Annotated in this window: 14 protein-coding genes; 10 read left to right on the top strand and 4 right to left on the bottom strand. The window is 53.6% G+C overall.

Going from position 1 to position 17803, the window contains the following annotated elements:
- Positions 1 to 17 precede the first annotated feature (17 nt).
- The 10 genes from KQX66_RS06765 to uidA all read left to right on the top strand — a co-directional run bounded on the left by KQX66_RS06765 (position 18) and on the right by uidA (position 13003).
- Positions 18 to 512: a hypothetical protein gene (locus tag KQX66_RS06765; protein ID WP_216791277.1), complete on the top strand. Its 495-nt coding sequence runs from the start codon at positions 18 to 20 to the stop codon at positions 510 to 512.
- A 133-nt stretch (positions 513 to 645) separates the two neighbouring features.
- A complete protein-coding gene (gene desA / locus KQX66_RS06760) occupies positions 646 to 1698 on the top strand; it encodes a Delta(5) desaturase DesA (RefSeq protein WP_216791275.1) in 1053 nt (350 codons plus the stop codon).
- A gap of 30 nt (positions 1699 to 1728) precedes the next feature.
- Positions 1729 to 2865: a sensor histidine kinase gene (locus KQX66_RS06755; RefSeq protein ID WP_216791273.1), complete on the top strand. Its 1137-nt coding sequence runs from the start codon at positions 1729 to 1731 to the stop codon at positions 2863 to 2865.
- On the top strand, positions 2862 to 3461 hold the full coding sequence (locus KQX66_RS06750; protein WP_216791270.1) for a response regulator transcription factor: 600 nt from the start codon (positions 2862 to 2864) through the stop codon (positions 3459 to 3461). The genes KQX66_RS06755 and KQX66_RS06750 overlap by 4 nt, the downstream gene beginning before the upstream one ends.
- 31 nt (positions 3462 to 3492) lie before the next feature.
- Positions 3493 to 4053: an SLOG family protein gene (locus KQX66_RS06745; RefSeq protein ID WP_216791268.1), complete on the top strand. Its 561-nt coding sequence runs from the start codon at positions 3493 to 3495 to the stop codon at positions 4051 to 4053.
- A 150-nt stretch (positions 4054 to 4203) separates the two neighbouring features.
- A complete protein-coding gene (locus KQX66_RS06740) occupies positions 4204 to 5991 on the top strand; it encodes a cache domain-containing sensor histidine kinase (RefSeq protein ID WP_216791266.1) in 1788 nt (595 codons plus the stop codon).
- A gap of 3 nt (positions 5992 to 5994) precedes the next feature.
- On the top strand, positions 5995 to 7611 hold the full coding sequence (locus tag KQX66_RS06735) for a helix-turn-helix domain-containing protein (RefSeq protein WP_216791264.1): 1617 nt from the start codon (positions 5995 to 5997) through the stop codon (positions 7609 to 7611).
- Positions 7612 to 7894: 283 nt separating this feature from the next.
- Positions 7895 to 9922, top strand: a complete 2028-nt coding sequence (locus tag KQX66_RS06730; RefSeq protein ID WP_216791262.1) for a CBM96 family carbohydrate-binding protein — start codon at positions 7895 to 7897, stop codon at positions 9920 to 9922.
- A gap of 111 nt (positions 9923 to 10033) precedes the next feature.
- On the top strand, positions 10034 to 11098 hold the full coding sequence (locus tag KQX66_RS06725; protein WP_216791260.1) for a peptidylprolyl isomerase: 1065 nt from the start codon (positions 10034 to 10036) through the stop codon (positions 11096 to 11098).
- A gap of 138 nt (positions 11099 to 11236) precedes the next feature.
- Positions 11237 to 13003 (top strand): beta-glucuronidase, encoded by a 1767-nt coding sequence (gene uidA / locus KQX66_RS06720; RefSeq protein WP_216791257.1) that lies wholly within the window; start codon positions 11237 to 11239, stop codon positions 13001 to 13003.
- Positions 13004 to 13040: 37 nt separating this feature from the next.
- Here the strand turns inward: uidA and KQX66_RS06715 are convergent, their stop codons facing one another.
- The 4 genes from KQX66_RS06715 to KQX66_RS06700 form a co-directional block, all read right to left on the bottom strand.
- A complete protein-coding gene (locus tag KQX66_RS06715) occupies positions 13041 to 14321 on the bottom strand; it encodes a transcriptional regulator (RefSeq protein ID WP_216791255.1) in 1281 nt (426 codons plus the stop codon).
- Between the two features lie 70 nt (positions 14322 to 14391).
- Positions 14392 to 15186, bottom strand: coding sequence for a serine hydrolase (locus KQX66_RS06710; RefSeq protein ID WP_216791252.1), 795 nt, complete (start codon positions 15184 to 15186; stop codon positions 14392 to 14394).
- 23 nt (positions 15187 to 15209) lie between these two features.
- Positions 15210 to 16526, bottom strand: coding sequence for an SLC13 family permease (locus KQX66_RS06705; protein ID WP_036689482.1), 1317 nt, complete (start codon positions 16524 to 16526; stop codon positions 15210 to 15212).
- Between the two features lie 24 nt (positions 16527 to 16550).
- Positions 16551 to 17798 carry a Zn-dependent hydrolase gene (locus tag KQX66_RS06700; RefSeq protein WP_216791250.1) on the bottom strand — a complete coding sequence of 416 codons (1248 nt, stop codon included), beginning with the start codon at positions 17796 to 17798 and terminating at the stop codon, positions 16551 to 16553.
- Positions 17799 to 17803: the final 5 nt, after the last annotated feature.

Here is a 17803-nt window from a genome sequence, read left to right as displayed (position 1 = left end):
GAGAGAAGGAATATCACATGAGCAATTATCCTATCGATGTCAACAATTTTCATGAGACTTTACTGCGTTTAAAAGGAATGGTCAGCGTAGAAAGCCACGTGGAGAATTTGGAGCCGATCGACCGCGAAATGCTGTCCCTGTCCGATTATGCCCACCTGCCCCACGCCACTTTAAGGCGCACTAACGGCGGACTGGAAAACGAGGTGTTCCTCCAGTTTGAATTTGAGATCGAACGATCTGAAGAAGGCTTGGTCGCCCTGGAGTTTATTTCGTGGTTTATCAGGGACCAGGCAAGGGGCGGGAATACGATCCAATTGCGTCCTTTTGCTTTTCCGCCGGAAACGCCGTACGGAAGGCAGCTCGGAACGACCTTGAAATTCCATATCGATTTGTTTATCGATGAAGTCGTCGATACGCTCGAACCGGCATTTGCGAGAATCCGAGCGATGGACGCTTCCCTTAATCTGGCGATACGGCTATATCAGATTCCAGTTAAACCCAGTGATATATGACGATTGTCATACCCTCGATCTGACGTTTATGACTACAGGCTGCCGGACGCTTTCTCTATAATAGAGGATAGAAAACCTGCGTCCGACGTTCTATAACGTTCCCCGCGCGTCCTATCGAGGAGGAAATAAACGAATGCACCAAGCGAATATAGCTCATCTTAAAAAGAACGTCGGTCCCTTTGAGAAAACCGATACGAAATCAAGCCTATGGCAGCTTGTGAACACGTTGGTACCGCTGGTGCTGCTCTGGTATGCGGCCTATGCCAGCTTGTCCGTTTCTTACTGGTTGACGCTTCCTCTCACCATCGTGGCCGGCGGCTTTGTGGTCCGGACTTTTATTATTTTCCATGACTGTTGTCACCAATCGTTCTTCAAAAGCCGGCTCGCTAATGATATACTCGGAAATATCACGGGTGTGATGACGCTATGTCCGTATGAGCAGTGGAAAAACAGCCATTCGATTCATCATGCCACAAGCAGCAACCTCGATAAGCGCGGCGTCGGGGACATCTGGATTCTCACCGTGGACGAATACGTTGCCGCTCCGCTATGGAGACGGATCGCTTACCGGATTTACCGGAATCCGCTGTCGATGTTCGTCGTCGGCCCGGTCTACGTGTTTCTGCTTCAATACCGCTTTAACCGCAAGGGAGCGAGACGCAAAGAGCGGATCAACACTTACGTAACGAATCTGGCGATCGTCGCTCTGTATGCGCTGCTGATCTGGGTGATCGGTTGGCAGGCTTTTGTGCTGGTTCAAGGCCCGGTCTTTTTCGTCTCCGGCTTGCTTGGCATCTGGATGTTTTACGTGCAGCATCAATTCGAGGAATCCTACTTCGAGAATGAGGACCAGTGGAGCTACGTGAAAGCGGCCGTAGAAGGGAGCTCTTATTACAAGCTTCCGAAGCTGCTGCAGTGGATCACCGGAAACATCGGGTTTCATCACGTGCATCATCTGAGTCCGAAGGTGCCGAACTATAATCTGGAGAAGGCGCATGAGGCCACGCCCGAGCTGCAGAAGGTTACGACGCTTACGATTGGCACCAGCTTGCAGTCGCTTCGTTTCCACTTGTGGGACGAGGAGCGCAAAAACTTTGTAGGCTTTAAAGACATCAAGCCTTTGCTCCGCAAGCCGGCGGCGGCCAGCCAGGTGAAAAGCCCCAGTCCGAGCTTGCAAGGAAAATAAAAGCCTGTTTCAAAAGACAAGGGTGACGCCATGCGCAAGTGGATTCAAATTATTCACAAAAATACGGGACTCAGCCCCTATGTATGGGTCGTCTTTTATATTCTTCCGTTTTATTTCATTTTCAGCTCTTCATCGACTTATAAAGTGGTCGTCGGCATTACGATGATTATCGGCTTTTTTATATGCTATGTGCTTACTTTTGTATCCAAAGGATGGCTGGTGTACTTCTGGACCAGCGTGCAGATCGGCATTTCCATTACGATGAGCCTGCTGTTCGGCTATGTGTATTTCTCGCTCTTTCTGGCGTTTTTTATCGGCAATATCCAGCATCGGGTCGGATTTTTTACGCTGTATTCCATTCATCTGGTCAGCACGCTGGTCTCGATCAATTACGGCTTCGTAACGCAAAATCCGGTCATTATTACGCAGCTGCCGTTTGTGCTGGTCAGCTTGATCGGCGTCATTCTGCTGCCGGTGAACACATACAACCGGAATAAGCGGGAGAAGCTGCAGGACGAGCTCGAGGTGGCGAACAGGAAAGTTTCCGAGCTCGTCAAGCTGAAGGAACGCCAAAGAATCGCCCGCGACCTGCACGACACGCTCGGCCAGAAGCTGTCGCTTATCGGCCTCAAGAGCGATCTGGCCGGGAAATTGATCGGCAAAAACCCGAGCCGCGCCCAAGCCGAGCTGAATGACATTCATCAGACCGCCAGAAGCGCGCTGAAGGAAGTGCGGGAGATGGTCACCCAGATGCGCGGCACGCGGCTGGAGGATGAAGTATTTCGGGTCAAGCAGATGCTGAAAGCGGCGCAGATCGATTTTATTCTGGAGGGCAGCCCGAAGCTGACCAACACCTCGCTGCTGAACGAAAATGTGGTCAGTATGTGCGTGAAGGAAGCTGTTACCAATATTGTCAAACATAGCGGCGCATCCACATGCTGGATTACCATCACGCCGTCGCGGACGGAGCTCGTGGTCCGGGTGCAGGATGACGGCTGCGGTCTGGCGGAGCATCCGGACTGCTTGCGGGGCAACGGGCTGGGAGGCATGAAGGAGCGCCTCGAATTCGTGAACGGGAGCCTGGAAATCGGTCCGGGTCCGGGAACGATGATCGTGATGAAAGTGCCGAATGTCTTCAAACAACCGGAAAAGGAGGCGGGGGAATGATTCGCATTGTCATTGCCGAGGATCAGCGGCTGCTGTTGGGCGCGCTGGCTTCCTTGCTCGATCTGGAGGAGGACATGACGGTTGTCGGACGGGCCAACCATGGCGAGGATGCGGTCAAGCTGGTCCGCCTTCATAAGCCGGATATTTGCATCATGGACATCGAGATGCCCGGGAAGAGCGGGCTGGAAGCGGCCGAGGAGCTGAAGGGCTGCGGCTGCAAGGTGATCATCCTGACGACGTTTGCCCGCTACGGCTATTTCGAGCGCGCGCTGAAGGCCGGGGTGCATGGGTATTTGCTGAAAGACAGCCCCAGCGAAGAACTGGCGGATTCGATCCGCAGCGTCATGGCCGGTCGGCGCATCTACGCCTCGGAGCTGGTCGATGAGGAGGCCGGGGAGGAGAATCCGCTGACCGAGCGGGAGCAGGAAGTGCTGCACCTGATCGCCGACGGCAAGAATACAAAGGAAATTGCCAGTCAGCTCTATATTACCACCGGCACCGTCCGCAACTACATTTCCGTCATTCTGGATAAGCTCGGCGTCAGCAACCGGATCGAGGCGATCATGCGGTTTAAGGAAAAAGGATGGTTTAAATAACCGCTGCACAAGTCACAAGGAGGCTGGTACCGTGAAAAGCTTGCTTGTAACGGGCTACAAGGCGTCGGAGCTTGGGATATTTTCGCTGAAGCATCCCGGCATCGGGATTATTAAGAAGGCGCTGAAAAGCCGGTTCGCCGCGTTGCTGGACGAAGGGCTCGAATGGGTGATCGTCAGCGGCCAATGGGGCGTGGAGCTGTGGGCGGCCGAGGCGGCGCTCGAGATGAAGTCGCAAGGCTACGAGCTGAAGCTCGCCGTCATTACCCCGTTCCTGGAGCAGGAGGAGAACTGGAGCGAAGAGAAAAAGGCCGCTTACCAGCAGGTGATGGCGGGCGCGGACTATGTGAATAGCGTCACGAAAAGCAAATATAGCGGGCCGTGGCAGTTTCGCGCGCGGGATCAATTTTTACTGCGCAATTCCGACGGTCTGCTGCTAGTCTACGACGACGAGAACGAGGGCTCGCCGAAATTCCTTCGGGAGGAAGCGCTGCGTCTGGCGGATCAGGAGTATTATCCGATCCACAGCATCACGGCGTACGATCTGCAAAGCGCGGCCGAGGAAGAGGCGCTGCTTCATCAATATGACGAATAAGACGCCAAGTCGATCTTTTTTGCGGCTTGGCGTTTTTTGTGCTGCCGCGGGCAACGAGAAACGGTCTGCTACCTTCCAAGCTATGGTAAGATGAAGGCAAGGAGGACGAATGTTCTCCTTTTCACCTTCGGCTCGGGGAGGAGCTTCCCTATGCGGACTTGGATTCAATCGCTCTCGCTGCGCGGCAAGCTGATGGCGGGCATCATCGTGTGCTTATTGCTGCCGGCCGTCGTTTCTTTTTTTGTCTCCAACTGGTTTACGCAGGACGTGATGAAGGAGCAAGTCACCCGCAATTCGCAAGAATCATTGAAAATTGTAGACCAGTACGTGGCGAATCAACTAGATCGGATGCTGTATATTTTGACCCTGCTGCAATTCGATCCGGATTTGCATTTATTCGTTGCCGAGCTCGGCCGGATGGACCCGGTCCGCCAGCCGTACGAAATCGTTCAAACCAAGCTGAAGCTGAACAAAAGGCTGGACGCGATTCTCGCTTCCTTCGATCCGCTGTATTTGACGATTCTTTTGCCGAATGGAGACTATTGGGCCAACTACAGCAGCTTTGACTTCGACCCGAAGCAGTTGTTCGGTAAGCCGTGGTACCAAGAAACGAGCGAATTGACGCATTATCAGACCCGCTGGGTTGGTGGGGAACCGAACTATGTGCCGAATCCAGACGGCGTCCGCCACCCTTACGTCCTTACGCTCGCCAAGCCTATTCGCTCCGGCGACCAGCTCAGAGCGGTGGCTGTCGTCAGTCTGGATGCGGCCGCTTTGCAAAAGCTGTTTTCAAGCTCGAAGAAGGAAGAGACGCTTCTCATTACGGATCGGGAAGGCAGGATCGTATTCGACAAGGAGATGGAGCGCATCGGCACGCTGTTTCCGTTTCGCGATCAATTGCCCGCCGAAGGACAGGCCAGCTTGATCGAGGTCGACGGCGAAGCCAACCTTCTCATCGCGGAAGCGCTCAATCCGTATTGGCAGCTCGTGAGCATGAGCCCTTATAAGCAGGCGTCCAAGCCGATCCAGGCGATTCGGCGCATCGATTTTCTCGTTCAAACGCTGTGCTTAATTGTGTTCGCCGGAGTACTGCTCTATTTGACAGGCGCTTTGACCACCCCCATTCGAAGGCTGGCGCAGACCGTTATCCGGATTGAATCCGGGCATCTGGGCGAACGATCCGGTATCCGGGGCCGGGACGAGGTAGGCCGGCTGGGCTTTGTCTTCGACCGGATGCTGGACCGGATCGAGACGATGGTCCACAGCATCATCCGTGAGCAAGAGCATAAACGAAAGGCGGAGCTGGCCATGCTTCAGGCTCAGATCAATCCGCATTTTTTATTTAATATTTTGAATTCGATCCGCATGAGAATTTTGCTTCGCGGCGACGCGGAAAATGCCGATCTCATCAGTTCTTTGTCTTCATTGCTCAGAATGACGATTAACCGCAACAATGAGTTCATCAGCTTGCATGAAGAAATCGAAATGATTGAGCAGTATGTCCGGCTGATTAATGTCCGGCTCGGCGATCGGCTTCATCTCAAGCTGACGGTCGCTTCGGATGCCGTGCTGGCGGAAGTGCCCCGGTTTGTGCTGCAGCCGATCATCGAGAACGCTTATCTGCACGGATTTGCCCGCAAAGGAGGAACGATCACGATTCGTGCGCACCTGCTGGCAGACGGACATCTGAACATCGTGATTGCGGATTCCGGCGTCGGGATCTCGAAGGAACGGCTGGAAAAGCTTCGCGCAGATCTGCAGGGGGAGGGCGAAGCGAAGGAACGGGCGTCCGCGGGATTGTCGGGCATCGGATTGCGGAACGTATACGAACGTCTTCGGCTCATTTATAAGGAGCATTGTTCTTTTGTCATGGATTCCGAGCCGGGGCAAGGCACGACCATTACTTTGGTCATTCCGCAGCAGCGAGAGGAGGAGTAAAGGATGTACACCGTCTTTGTTGTCGACGACGATCTGCCGGTTTTGCACTATTTGAAGGAGGCGCTGCCATGGGAAGCGGTTCGATGCCGGCTGGGCGGCTGCTTTCAAGACCCTGAGGAAGCGCTCTCCGCTGCCGGGGCATCGCAGGTGGATATTCTGGTGACGGACATCGGGATGCCGGGAATGGACGGGATGGCGCTGATCCGGGCGATGCGCTTATTACATCCGAAGCTAAAAGTCGTCATTCTCTCGTGTCACGACGAATTCGATTACGCCCAACAAGCGCTCAAGCTTCATGTCACCGATTATGTGCTGAAAGAAACGATGACGGCCGGGCTGATCGGGGACTTGTTGAAGCAGATGAGTGGGGCGCTTGATGCGGAGAGAAGCTCCGAAGCCGCGAAGCGGGACATGGAAGCGAAGGTGAAGCAGAACGACAGCTTGCTTCGGCAGGCCTTCATGTTCCAGACCATTCAGAGCCCCCTGCTCAACGTCCAAGAATGGGAGCGGCGCGCGCAGGAGTACGGGATCGACTTTTCCCGAGGGGAGCGGGTGCCTGTGCTGGCCTTTCCCGATCGTCCCCGGGAAGCGGTCGCGCGGTTTCGTACCCCCGAGCTGCTGCGGGATACGGCCGAGAATATATTGACGGAAGCGCTCGGTACCGGAGCCTGCGAGGTGTTCCCTTATCAGCAGGGGGAGCTGCTGCTGTTGTTTCCCTTCTCCTCCGAACATCGTATCGGGAGCTGGAAGCGGGTCGACGAGATGCTTCGTACCCAGCAGAAGTGCCTGCTTCAATACGCGAAAGTGTCTTATTCGTTCATGATCGGGCTGCCTTGCAAGGAGCCGCTCCGTCTTAAGGAAAACCTCGCGGCGCTCGTCGGACTAGGAAAGGAACGGTTTTACATGCCGCACGGATCGGTCGGACGAATGGAGCAGGCTCTGCCCGTCGCAGGCTTGGGGGACGAGCTGTTAGCTCAGTATGTGCCGGCTTTGGAGGATTTCCGGCAGCTTGTGCTGCAAGAGAAAACGGACTCGATCGCCGCAACCGTCGGTCAATGGATGGGAGTTATGCGTGAAAACCGGTTTCACCCTGTGGAAGTGAAGGAATGGATGCTCAAAATCGTGCTGGAGATCCGCTTGCGGCTGAAATCTCTTCAGATGAACCAAACGAGCTTTTCCTCAGGGCTTCTGCATCATGACGTCATGGAGCTGACCAGCCTGCAGGAGCTGGGCGAGTGGCTGCAGCATTTCCTGAACCAGGCCGTGGAGTGTGCCGGAAGGATCAGAAAGGAATCGAAGCGCCGCGAGGTGCTGGAATGCCAGCGGTTTGTCGCGAGCAAGTGGCAGGAACGGGTCGGCCTTGAGGAGGCGGCCGCGCATTTGCACCTCCATCCCAACTATTTGAGCCGGCTGTTTAAACGTGAAACGGGAGAAAATTTTGTCGAGTTCGTCACCCGAACCAAGATGGAGAAAGCGCAGGAGCTTCTGGAACGGACCGACAAAACCGTCGAAGAGATCGCCGCCATGCTCTCGTACGAGAACAAAAATTATTTTACGAAGCTGTTCAAGGCCCATACCGGAGCTTTGCCGAGTTTGTACCGTTCGTCCAAGAAACGATGAGACCGCCATCATACGTCCGGTCTCGAAGCCAATGGATTAAAAAATGAGTAAAAGTGGTGTAAATCGTGCCTGTTCGGGGAGGGCCATGCCCAATACTATGGGGTTAGCGGACAGAAACGGAGGGATGAAAAATGAGTGCGCTTTCTTGAGCATAGTGTTCGCTGACCGCAGGAAATTATTTTAGACGAAAGGCGGGTAATATTTTATCATGAGCCTTCCCCGTAAAAGATCTAGCTTTGCTGTCCTCCTTATCATAGCCATGCTACTTAACATAGCAGGGGTATTGTACGTCGCTCCCGAGCCTGCACATGCGGCCGGAACGACTTATTATGTGGATTCGGCGGGCGGAAACGACACGAATCCCGGAACAAGCTCTGCTGCGCCATGGGCGACTTTAGCCAAAGTCAACGGCACAACGTTTCAGCCCGGCGACAAAATTTTGTTCAAGTCGGGCGGCGTCTGGACCGGCCAGTTATGGCCGAAGGGATCGGGAGCAAGCGGGAATCCGATTGTGATCGATAGCTACGGAACCGGCGCCAAGCCGATTATTAACGGAGCAGGCACGAGCTATCCCGCGAACACATCGGGCGCCGTCATGCTGTATAACCAAGAATATTGGGAAATTAACAACCTTGAGGTGACCAATTTCAGTTCTTCCATTGTGTCCTCAAGGGCCGGTATTCTGGTGTACAACAATCAATCGGGCTTGAAAAATCATATTTATGTGAAAAATTGCTACGTTCACGATGTGAATTCGGATGTGAACGGCAACAAAAACAGCGGCGGAATCATCTTCTTCGGCACGCATATCGACAAAGACGGGAAAGCTACGGTAGGCTTGCAGGCCGGATTTAACGATGTGCTGGTGGAGAACAACCACGTCGCCAATGTAACCAAGGAAGGGATCCGCACGAAATCGGATGCGGGCAACGGCTATCCGAAGATCAGCACGAATGTCGTATTCCGGGGCAACTTCGTCGAAGAGGTATGGGGAGACGGCATGGTGTTGGCGGAGGTGCTGTCCGGCGCCTTGGCCGAATACAACACGGTGAAAAACCACAGCAAAACGTCTTCCGGCAATTACGCGGGCCTATGGACGCACTATACGACGGGAGCCGTCGTCCAGTTCAACGAAGTGTACGGCGGAAGCGGCGGCAACAACGACGGGGAAGCCTTCGATTCGGACAACAACTGTATCGGAGACGTGTTCCAGTATAATTACAGCCACAATAATTCCGGCGGGCTTGTGTTAGTCATGCCCAGCGCAAGCAATTTGAAGTTCAGGTACAACATCAGCGAAAACGACGGTTACCGTTCAGGTCAGGAAATCTTTTTCTATCACAGCACCAATGCAGGAAACGAAATTTACAACAATACCATTTATGTGGGACCTAACGTGACGACCCAAGTTTTTGATAACGATTCCAATATGGTCAAGTTTTATAACAATATCATTAAAGCGGACGGAACGATTACGAAGTTCGCGGAGAAGGCATGGAGCACATCAGCGGTATTCAAAAACAACAGCTTTTACCCGGCAACCATCGACGATATCAACGGCCCGGCGTCTCATCCCGGTTTAATAACGGCCGATCCGCAGCTCGTCAACCCCGGGGCTGGAGAAATGAATATCAATATGAACGATCCGAACCGGTTGAGTGGTTACAAGCTTCAGCCGACTTCGCCGCTCATTAACAGCGGGGTCTTTGTGGCGAATAACGGCGGCAGAGATTTCTGGGGCACGGCTCTGTACAACGGCAATCCAGATATCGGCGCCTTCGAGTATGCGTCGGGCGGTCCGATCCAGCCTTCGGTAAGCTATGAGCCAACTGCCGATTCCTATGTAAGGGACGGGGCTTACGCAGGCACGAATTACGGCACAGAGGCGACGATGATGATTAAAGCCGATGCGTCCGGATATGCCAGAAAAGCTTATGTCAAGTTCAATTACGGAACCTTTGGCGGTTCAAGCGCAGCTTCTGCCAAAGTGAAGGTGTATGTCCCGGCCGTCAATACGGACGCTTCAAGAACGGTGAAATTATACGGCACCGCGGATAAAAGCTGGAGCGAGACGGGCATCACCTGGAACAACGCCCCGGCGGGCACGACGCTCCTCGGCAGCGCCGTCATGAGCAATACCGTTGGGACATGGTATGAATTCGATGTGACAAACTATGTGAACAGCCAGATGTCGGACAAGCTCGTGTCGTTCTTGCTGGTGAACGAAGGCGCGGCCAGCTCGAAAGGAGACGTTTCTTTCAATACCAAAGAGGCTGCGAGCAATAAGCCGCAGCTCGTATTAACGCAATAACCTCCCTTACTTCGAGGGATTGTCAGGATCATTGGGAAATAGCAGAAGCCTTGGATGACGGATTGACGGAGTCTCTGCTATTTCCTTGATGATTTTTAGGAGGCTTTTCACATGAAGAAACGAATGCTACTTGTCATAGTACCGCTTGCTGCTTTGGTTGTAATATTGTTCTTCTTGCTCGGACAGCGGTCCGGCCGAGATGCTTATGCAGAGGTTTTGAGGATCAACGGGGAACCTGTTGTTTTGGGCGAATATGAGATGGTTCTAAAAGATCGCGTAGCGGAAGTGTATGGATATTTTCATGAAAAATACGGCGCGCAAGATAGTGCGGAATTTTGGACGAAAAGCTTCAACGGTGAAATTCCATTGGAGATGGCGAAGAAAAAAACGCTGGAAAAGCTTAAAATCATAAAGACAGAGCAGCTTCTGGCCAAGCAATACGGACTGACGGACGATGTCAGCTACAGAACCTTTAAAGAGAGTCTGGCCGAAGAAAACAAAAGAAGAGCAGAGGCTGTGAAGAAGGGCCAGCCTATATTCGGCCCCCGCGAGTATAGCGAGATCGCCTATTTCAATCAAACTCACGATAAGATCAAACGGCAGCTTCTTGACTATGCTGCGAACCATGAAGCTCGGGCCGCGAGCGAGGCGCTGCATGCCACCTACGAAAGCATGCGAAAAAAAGGAGAGCTGAAGAAGCCTGACCGTATTCGTACGCAAGTCGTTGAATTGGCTTTTGGGAGCGGGGACAGTTCCGGTTCCTTAACAAGAAGCGCTGCGATGGAGACGATGAACGGCATCCGATCCGGGCTGGCAAGCGGCAAGGAGGCCGATGCGGTTATCCGGCAGCTTGGGGCAAATGCGTCGGTGAAGGAAAGAACATTCGACGAATCGACCTATGCTGTAGATAGCAGCGAGGAAGACGAAAAGGTGTTCGCTGCTGTCCGAAAGCTGAAGCCGGGCGAAGTCAGCGAACGATTCGAAACGGCCGGATCGGTATTTGTCCTTCAATGTACGGAGCGCACACCGGGCAGGGATCTCCGATTTGAAGATGTCCAGGAGCGGCTGAAATGGAAATACGCCGAAGAGCAGTTGGGCAAACAGGTAACCGAGACGGCGGAAAATGCGAATATCGTCATCCATCACAAGGTGTATGACGAGATCGCCGTACGTTAGCTTGCTTCCGCGTGCCAATAAGTCAAAATAGTGTACACATCCGGTAAAAATCATGCAAATCATTCGCAGGCGCTCCGTGCTATCATGTTTCGTAGGACTGCAACCAGAGATGATCGAAGACGGAGGGAGCCACTACGTATGCTGTATCCACAATCAAATAGTTCCAGAGCGATGATTTCGCTCGACGGATTTTGGAAGTTTGCACCGGATGTTAACGACGACGGGGAACAACGGGGATGGCCGCTTCAATTGCCGGCCGACAGGGAAATCGGGGTCCCGGCCAGCTGGAACGAGCAATTTCAGGATTTGATGTACTTTTTCGGCTCGGGCTGGTATGAGCGGGAGATAGAGCTTTCCAGACAGCTTCGCTCGGAACGGATCTGGCTGCGCGTCGGCTCGGCCAATTACTTGTCGACCGTGTGGGTCAACGGAGCGGAAGTCGGCCGGCATGAAGGCGCGCACCTTCCGTTCGTGTTCGAGATTACCGACCATGTCCGGTGGGACGGCCCGAACCGGATTATGATCCGGGTGGACGCTGCCATCGCGGCCGACCGTCTTCCGCCGGGAGACGTGGAGGATGAGCAGATCGTCGGATTCAAAGGACAATATCCGAACAATTACTACGACTTTTTCCCTTACGGCGGCATTCATCGTTCGGTGACGCTGTTTACGACTCCGATGTCCTTTGTCAGCGACATTCGGATTACAACGGAGATCGACGGTACGGAGGGCAAAGTCAAAGCTCATGTCGGTCTAAGCGAAGGCTTCGAAGGAGCTTGCACCGTTAGCATACGTGGCACGCAATGCCGTTCGTCCGTGGAAATTGGAGCGGCCGGGCCTTCGGTTGATGTTGACTTCACCGTTCCAGCGGCCAGACTGTGGTGTCCGGAGGACCCCTTCCTGTACGAATTGGAGGTCCGCTTGACGGACGGGGATGAACAAGTGATCGATCAGTACGTGCAAACGTTCGGCATCCGGACCGTGTCGATTCGGGGCACCGAGCTTTTGCTGAACGGCAAACCGGTATTTCTCACCGGCTTCGGCATGCACGAGGACTTCCCGGTACTGGGCAAAGGCATCTCTCCCGCGGTCATCGCCAAAGATTTCAACCTGCTGAGCTGGATCGGAGCGAACTCGGTCCGCACGTCGCATTATCCGTACAGCGACGAGTTTTTGAGCTATGCGGATAAGCACGGCCTGTTGGTTATCGGCGAAACGCCTTTCGTCGGCTTCGTCCGCAGCCATTATCAAGGAACGGCCATCCTGAATAAAGCGAAACGGGTGATCACGGAAATGATCGAACGCGATGTCAACCACCCGTGCGTTATCGCCTGGAGCTTGGCGAACGAAGGAGATACGTTGGCCCCGGAGGCGGATGCGTTCTATGAAGCGCTGTACAGCCATGCGAAATCGCTGGACGATACGCGGCCGATTACGATTGTCAATTGCGTCGATGTGGAGAAGGACGTCGCGCTGAAGCATTACGACTTTGTCAGCCTTAACCGGTATCACGGCTGGTACGAGCAGGCCGGCCGGTTGGACGAAGGCTGCCGCATCCTGAGCGAGAAGCTGGACCGCTGCTACGAGGTTCTCGGCAAGCCGGTGATCGTGACGGAGTTCGGAGCGGATGCGGTCGCCGGTGTGCATGTGGACCCGCCGGAGGTGTTTTCCGAGGAATACCAGGCGGAGATGGTTACCCGGCAGTATGAAATCATCCGGCAAAAACCATACACGATCGGAGCTCACGTATGGTCGTTCGCCGATTTCAAGACAAGCCAGACCCCTTCGCGGGTCGTTGTTAACCGCAAGGGCGTGTTCACGCGCGACCGCCAGCCGAAGCTTTCGGCGCACAAGCTGAAGGCGCTTTGGGGCGGGGGATCGTCAAAAAAGCCAAGCCGAACTTAGTTCGGGCTTGGCTTTTTTTTGCCAGCGATATCAAGGGTCACAGCAAAATTTTATACAAGGCCCGCGGTCTGCCCTTCTGGTACGGCTGCTCCTCGCCCGATATTTCGGCATAGCCGCTATCGACCAGCTTCTTCAATAGGCGTTCGGCGCTCCGTTTGCTTAATTGCAGATAGTCGGCCAGATCGGACGCCGAAAAAATCCGGTTGTGACGCAGATGGATAAAATCGATGATTTTGGTAATGCTGGAAACGCTGATCCCGGTTTGCTTGGCAACCGTAAGGATGTGCTCATCATCGCTTTGAAGCTGAAAGGTTTTGGTTGTTTTATGATGTAACGGCCCGATGACCTTTTTATTCTCGGTAACGATGTACGCGCCGTGGCCCGCATGCTTCTTGGCATGATATAAGCCGATTTGGGCGTGCTCTTCCGATTCGAGCGCCGTGACGCCGAAACCGAAGCCGAAGCGGATGATGGTCTGCGTGAACGGTTTCAACTGATCTAGAATAGGAAATACGTGGTAATTCCCGGTGATTTGTCGGATGCCGCCTCTCGTTCCGTAAATCATAAACGTGCGGTCGTCGATGCGTTTCACCGAAGCATTCATCTTTTTCCCCAAGTCCAGCAGCAGCTCATGCAGCTTGGCATGCAGTTCCGTATCCGCGGCCTGCGCTTCATCAGGATAGTCGATTTGAACGATGCCCGCGGCAATCTGGGACGCTTGGCTTAACAGCAGTTCTCCCTTGGCGACGGCGTGCTGAAGCGTGTCTAGAATATTTTTTTTCGGAATGATCATGCGAAAGCTGGGGATGCCTAATTGTTCCAGCTTTTTATGCACGGATTGGACGGAGGTCAATACAAAATCGACGTTTCCGGCCTTCCATTGCTCGTGATGAAACTTTACAATCTCGTCGGTACGATAATGCTCGTGCTCTTTGATATAAATCCGGGCGGCGTCGATATTCAGCTCGTCCAACACATGCAGGACGACTTCTTGGTAAGGGATATCGATCGATAACCGGTCCGGATGAATGCAGAGCGTGTCCCTGATGTAATAGAGCGAGACGGTAAACACCAGCTCGTCCAGCGGGATATAAACGGCGGGAATCCCACGTTTCTCAATCTCGTCCTTAGCGAAAAAATACGGAAAAGGGCCCGTGAAAAACAGGACGTCGTCATTTTGCGCCATCTTGACCAGCTTGGCGCTCTCTTCCGGCTTGTCATAAATGAGCGAGCGGATTTGCACGTTGGCATGGCTGTTTAAGCGGAGTACTTTATCCGCCATTTTTTCAGACCCGATAACGGCAATTTTGATCACCATGCCCCATCCTCCAAATCGTATCGCCATTTAGTCAAAACACCCCTGAGAATTCCAGGGGCTTAAGAATGAACTATTCGTTTAAATAATCAAAAACGGCCTTCCCAATTGTTGATATTACCTGCTGCGCGGGAAGATTGTCAACCAGATCGGTGGTGAGGACGGCGATGTAGGCGGTTTTCCCGTTCACCTGAAGGATGCCCGCATCATGCTCCGTTCCGGGCAGCTCGCCCGTTTTGTGGGCAAGCACCGGCTTGTCCAACGAAAAGCCGCCGATCATCCGGGCAGGCAATTTCGCATTAAACTGCTGATTCCGCAGCAACTGCAGCGCGGCGTCTTTAGCCTCTTGCTTCAAGGTGCTTCCGTCGACGATTTCTTTGAGGAAAATAATCATATCGCGGGCGGAGGTGAAGTTGTCTTTCCCGTTCCGCTTGGCTTGGAAATCGAGCATTTTCCGGCCCAGAACGGTTGCGCCGCATCCCAGACCGGCTGATAGCTTGTTCACGGTCTCCATGCCGATCAGATCGATAATCTTATTCGTCGCGGTATTGTCCGAAACGATAATCATTAAGGCCATGAGATCCTGCAAAGACAGGCGCAGCGCGCCGGATAATTGATGAATCACGCCTGTTCCGCCCACGCGCTCCCCGGAAGGAACGGCATAAGGCTGATGCAGATCCAGCCTGCCTTCTTGCGCTTGCCGATAGGCTTCCAGCAGAATGGGAATTTTAATCAAGCTGGCGGAAGGGAACGGCTCGTCCGCATGGATGCGAATTTGCCCCTCGGCCGTGTCGACGGCAATTCCCGCTTTGCCTTCTACCGAAGAGGCGGCTTGGCGTATGGTGGCTTCAAGCTGGTTAAAGTTCATAGCGATCATCACTTTCCATTTAGTTATAAGAAGAGCGCGCGCACGACAATGAATAAAAAGACGGCGGCAGTCACGACGACACCGAAAACGATTACATTTTTCAGGTCTTTGGAACGGGCCAATCCCATAGAGCCGAGCGCATCCCCGGTCGGGTACAAGAAGAACGGCATTTGCGAGCCGACCAAGAGAGCGAGCACCCAGACCGGCATCGGAATAGCCAGATCCGTGACGGTAGGGAGGAACATCTTATGCATGAGAATAGAATGCGCTACCGCGGCTCCCGGAATACCGGTGATGTTCACGAGTGTGCTCAAAATGATCATCGTCGTTTGTCCGCCGTGCTCTACGTAAGGAAGCAGCAAATTTTTGAGGGCTTCGAAGCCGCCCATTTTTTCAGTGAAGTAGATGAAGGGTGTAAACAAGATAAACTGGATAAAGATCCACAGAAGCGGTTTGGCACCTTCGACAAAGGTATCGGCAATTTGATTGGGAGTAAGCCTTCCGACGAGTCCGGTAATCAGCGCCGTTAATAAGATGACGACGATGGTAAACGTAGACCCTCCTTTGATCGCAATTCCGTAGGCAATGGAACCGAGCAAGGTGATGAGAAAGGCGACGGTAGCCTGGGTCGTAATTTTTCGCGTCCTGGCATCGGGCTGTTCTTCTTGCTGGAACGCGCTGATGTCGTCATCGGAATACGGATGCAAAAGCAGAGTCTTCTTCAGGATTCGCTTGCTGTAGACAAAGGTGACGACCCATATAATGACGGCGACAGGAAGTCCTGCATGGAGAAGCACCTGGGGATAGGTTAAGCCTGTCAGCTCCATTAAGGTTACCATAGGCGGAGTGAAAGGTCCAAGCAACAACCCGGCTGCGGCCGCGCCGTGGAACAGGATGGCCACGACGCTGGAGGACAGGCCGGCTGCAGCTACCACAGGGATCAGGACGGGAGCGACGATTGCGTTGGCCCCGGCCAGCGTACCTAACAGAGCGGCCAGCAGGGAGGAAGCGATCATGGTGCTGATCATCGCTTTGTTCGGCGTGTTGATCCCGACTTTGTTCATGATAAAGCGTACGATGTTGCGGGCGACGCCTGTCTTTTCGGCGATTTTCCCCAAGCCGCCGCCGGCCAAGATGACAAGGCCGATATAGGCGATAAAATCGGCCATCCCGTTTTTGCCGATGACGGTAGCGACGTCCATTAAGCTGGCGCCGCTCATGAGGGCACCCACGATGATGGAGGTGCCAATGGCCGCAATAGGGTTCCATCGGATGAAAATTAAACCGATAAATAAGAGCAGGGGAACCAATCCGAGAAGAGAAGGGCTTTGGATCATCATAAAAAACCTCCCTTGATGTATGTGTTAACCCAGGTGTCGATCGGCCTTCAAGACGGCGTCCAGCATGACGTTTCCGGCAATTTCAATATCTTCCCATGTGCTGTATTCTTCCGGGCAATGGCTTTTTCCATTCGGGCTTTTGACAAAGATCATGGCGGCCTTGCAAATATCGGCCATATGGCTGGCGTCGTGTCCGGCCATGCTCGCGAGCCGCAGGAAGGGTGCGTCTCTGTCGCTTGCCGCTTGTTCGATCAGAGCGACGACCTCTTCGTCCAATCGGACGGGGGCTTGATCGAGGATGTTCAGCTCTTTGATTTGGACCCGGCGCTTGCTTTCCACGTGCTTCCATGCTTGTTTAATGGCTGCAACGACGCGCCTGATGTCTTCGCGGGTTTCTCCCCGCACCTCAAGAATAAATTCCACCTTACCGGGGATAATATTGGCCGCATTCGGAATCACATCCAGCTTTCCGACCGTGCACACCGTGTCCCCTTCATCGTTCCGGGCGGCGTTCTCGGCCATCAGGATCAATTCCGCGGCCGCCGTCAGCGCATCACAGCGATGCTCCATCATGGTGGTGCCGGAATGATTGGCTTCGCCGATCACTGTAATCTTGTCGCGGTAAATTCCGACAATTTTGTCTACGGACGCCACTGGCATGTTTTTTGCTGCCAAGCGCTTGCCTTGCTCAATGTGCAGCTCAATATAGGCTTTTTTATCTTTTTGAAGCGTTTTCATTTCCGGGAATTTGTCAAGTCCTCCGCCGGCTTGAAGGAAAGCCTCTGCCAACCGATAGCCTTGCGAATCTGTAACCTCTTTCAAATGATCAGGTGAAAGCTTCCCCGTAAAACAGCGGCTTCCCATCGTGGAAAGGTTAAAGTCGTTCGGCTCTTCGGCGGTAAACGAAACGATCTCCAGATCGTGGTCGAGGCTGACCTTATGGTCCATGATCGTCCGGATAATTTCCTTGGCCAGCAATACGCCTAAAGCGCCGTCGTATTTTCCGCCGTTCGGAACGGTGTCCAGATGAGAGCCGATCACAAGGGCTCCTTGTTTTTGCCCGTTTCCTTTCAGCGTGCCCCAAATGTTGGCTGCCCCGTCGATCGTCACCGTCAGCCCCATCGCTTCGAGCTGCCGCACGAATATTTCCCGAACTTCGAAATCGGCCGGGCAAAAGCTCGGCCTGGTCATACCTCCGTTCGCATCGCGTCCGAATTGCGCATACTTGTCCAGGTCCTGCTGCAAACGCTCCATCGAAATGTTCAACGCCATCACCT

The organism is Paenibacillus oleatilyticus (genome assembly GCF_018998565.1).
In the GTDB taxonomy this organism is placed as follows: domain Bacteria; phylum Bacillota; class Bacilli; order Paenibacillales; family NBRC-103111; genus Paenibacillus_G; species Paenibacillus_G oleatilyticus.
Note: the sequence above shows the minus strand (reverse complement) of the source record. Positions and strands in the feature narration are given on the sequence as shown.

Excerpts from the sequence above, each read along its gene's own strand:
- KQX66_RS06765 (WP_216791277.1), top strand. The coding sequence starts at position 18 with ATGAGCAATTATCCTATCGATGTCAACAATTTTCATGAGACTTTACTG.
- desA (WP_216791275.1), top strand. The coding sequence starts at position 646 with ATGCACCAAGCGAATATAGCTCATCTTAAAAAGAACGTCGGTCCCTTT.
- KQX66_RS06755 (WP_216791273.1), top strand. The coding sequence starts at position 1,729 with ATGCGCAAGTGGATTCAAATTATTCACAAAAATACGGGACTCAGCCCC.
- KQX66_RS06750 (WP_216791270.1), top strand. The coding sequence starts at position 2,862 with ATGATTCGCATTGTCATTGCCGAGGATCAGCGGCTGCTGTTGGGCGCG.
- KQX66_RS06740 (WP_216791266.1), top strand. The coding sequence starts at position 4,204 with ATGCGGACTTGGATTCAATCGCTCTCGCTGCGCGGCAAGCTGATGGCG.
- KQX66_RS06735 (WP_216791264.1), top strand. The coding sequence starts at position 5,995 with ATGTACACCGTCTTTGTTGTCGACGACGATCTGCCGGTTTTGCACTAT.
- KQX66_RS06725 (WP_216791260.1), top strand. The coding sequence starts at position 10,034 with ATGAAGAAACGAATGCTACTTGTCATAGTACCGCTTGCTGCTTTGGTT.
- uidA (WP_216791257.1), top strand. The coding sequence starts at position 11,237 with ATGCTGTATCCACAATCAAATAGTTCCAGAGCGATGATTTCGCTCGAC.
- KQX66_RS06715 (WP_216791255.1), bottom strand. The coding sequence starts at position 14,321 with ATGGTGATCAAAATTGCCGTTATCGGGTCTGAAAAAATGGCGGATAAA.
- KQX66_RS06710 (WP_216791252.1), bottom strand. The coding sequence starts at position 15,186 with ATGAACTTTAACCAGCTTGAAGCCACCATACGCCAAGCCGCCTCTTCG.
- KQX66_RS06705 (WP_036689482.1), bottom strand. The coding sequence starts at position 16,526 with ATGATGATCCAAAGCCCTTCTCTTCTCGGATTGGTTCCCCTGCTCTTA.
- KQX66_RS06700 (WP_216791250.1), bottom strand. The coding sequence starts at position 17,798 with ATGGCGTTGAACATTTCGATGGAGCGTTTGCAGCAGGACCTGGACAAG.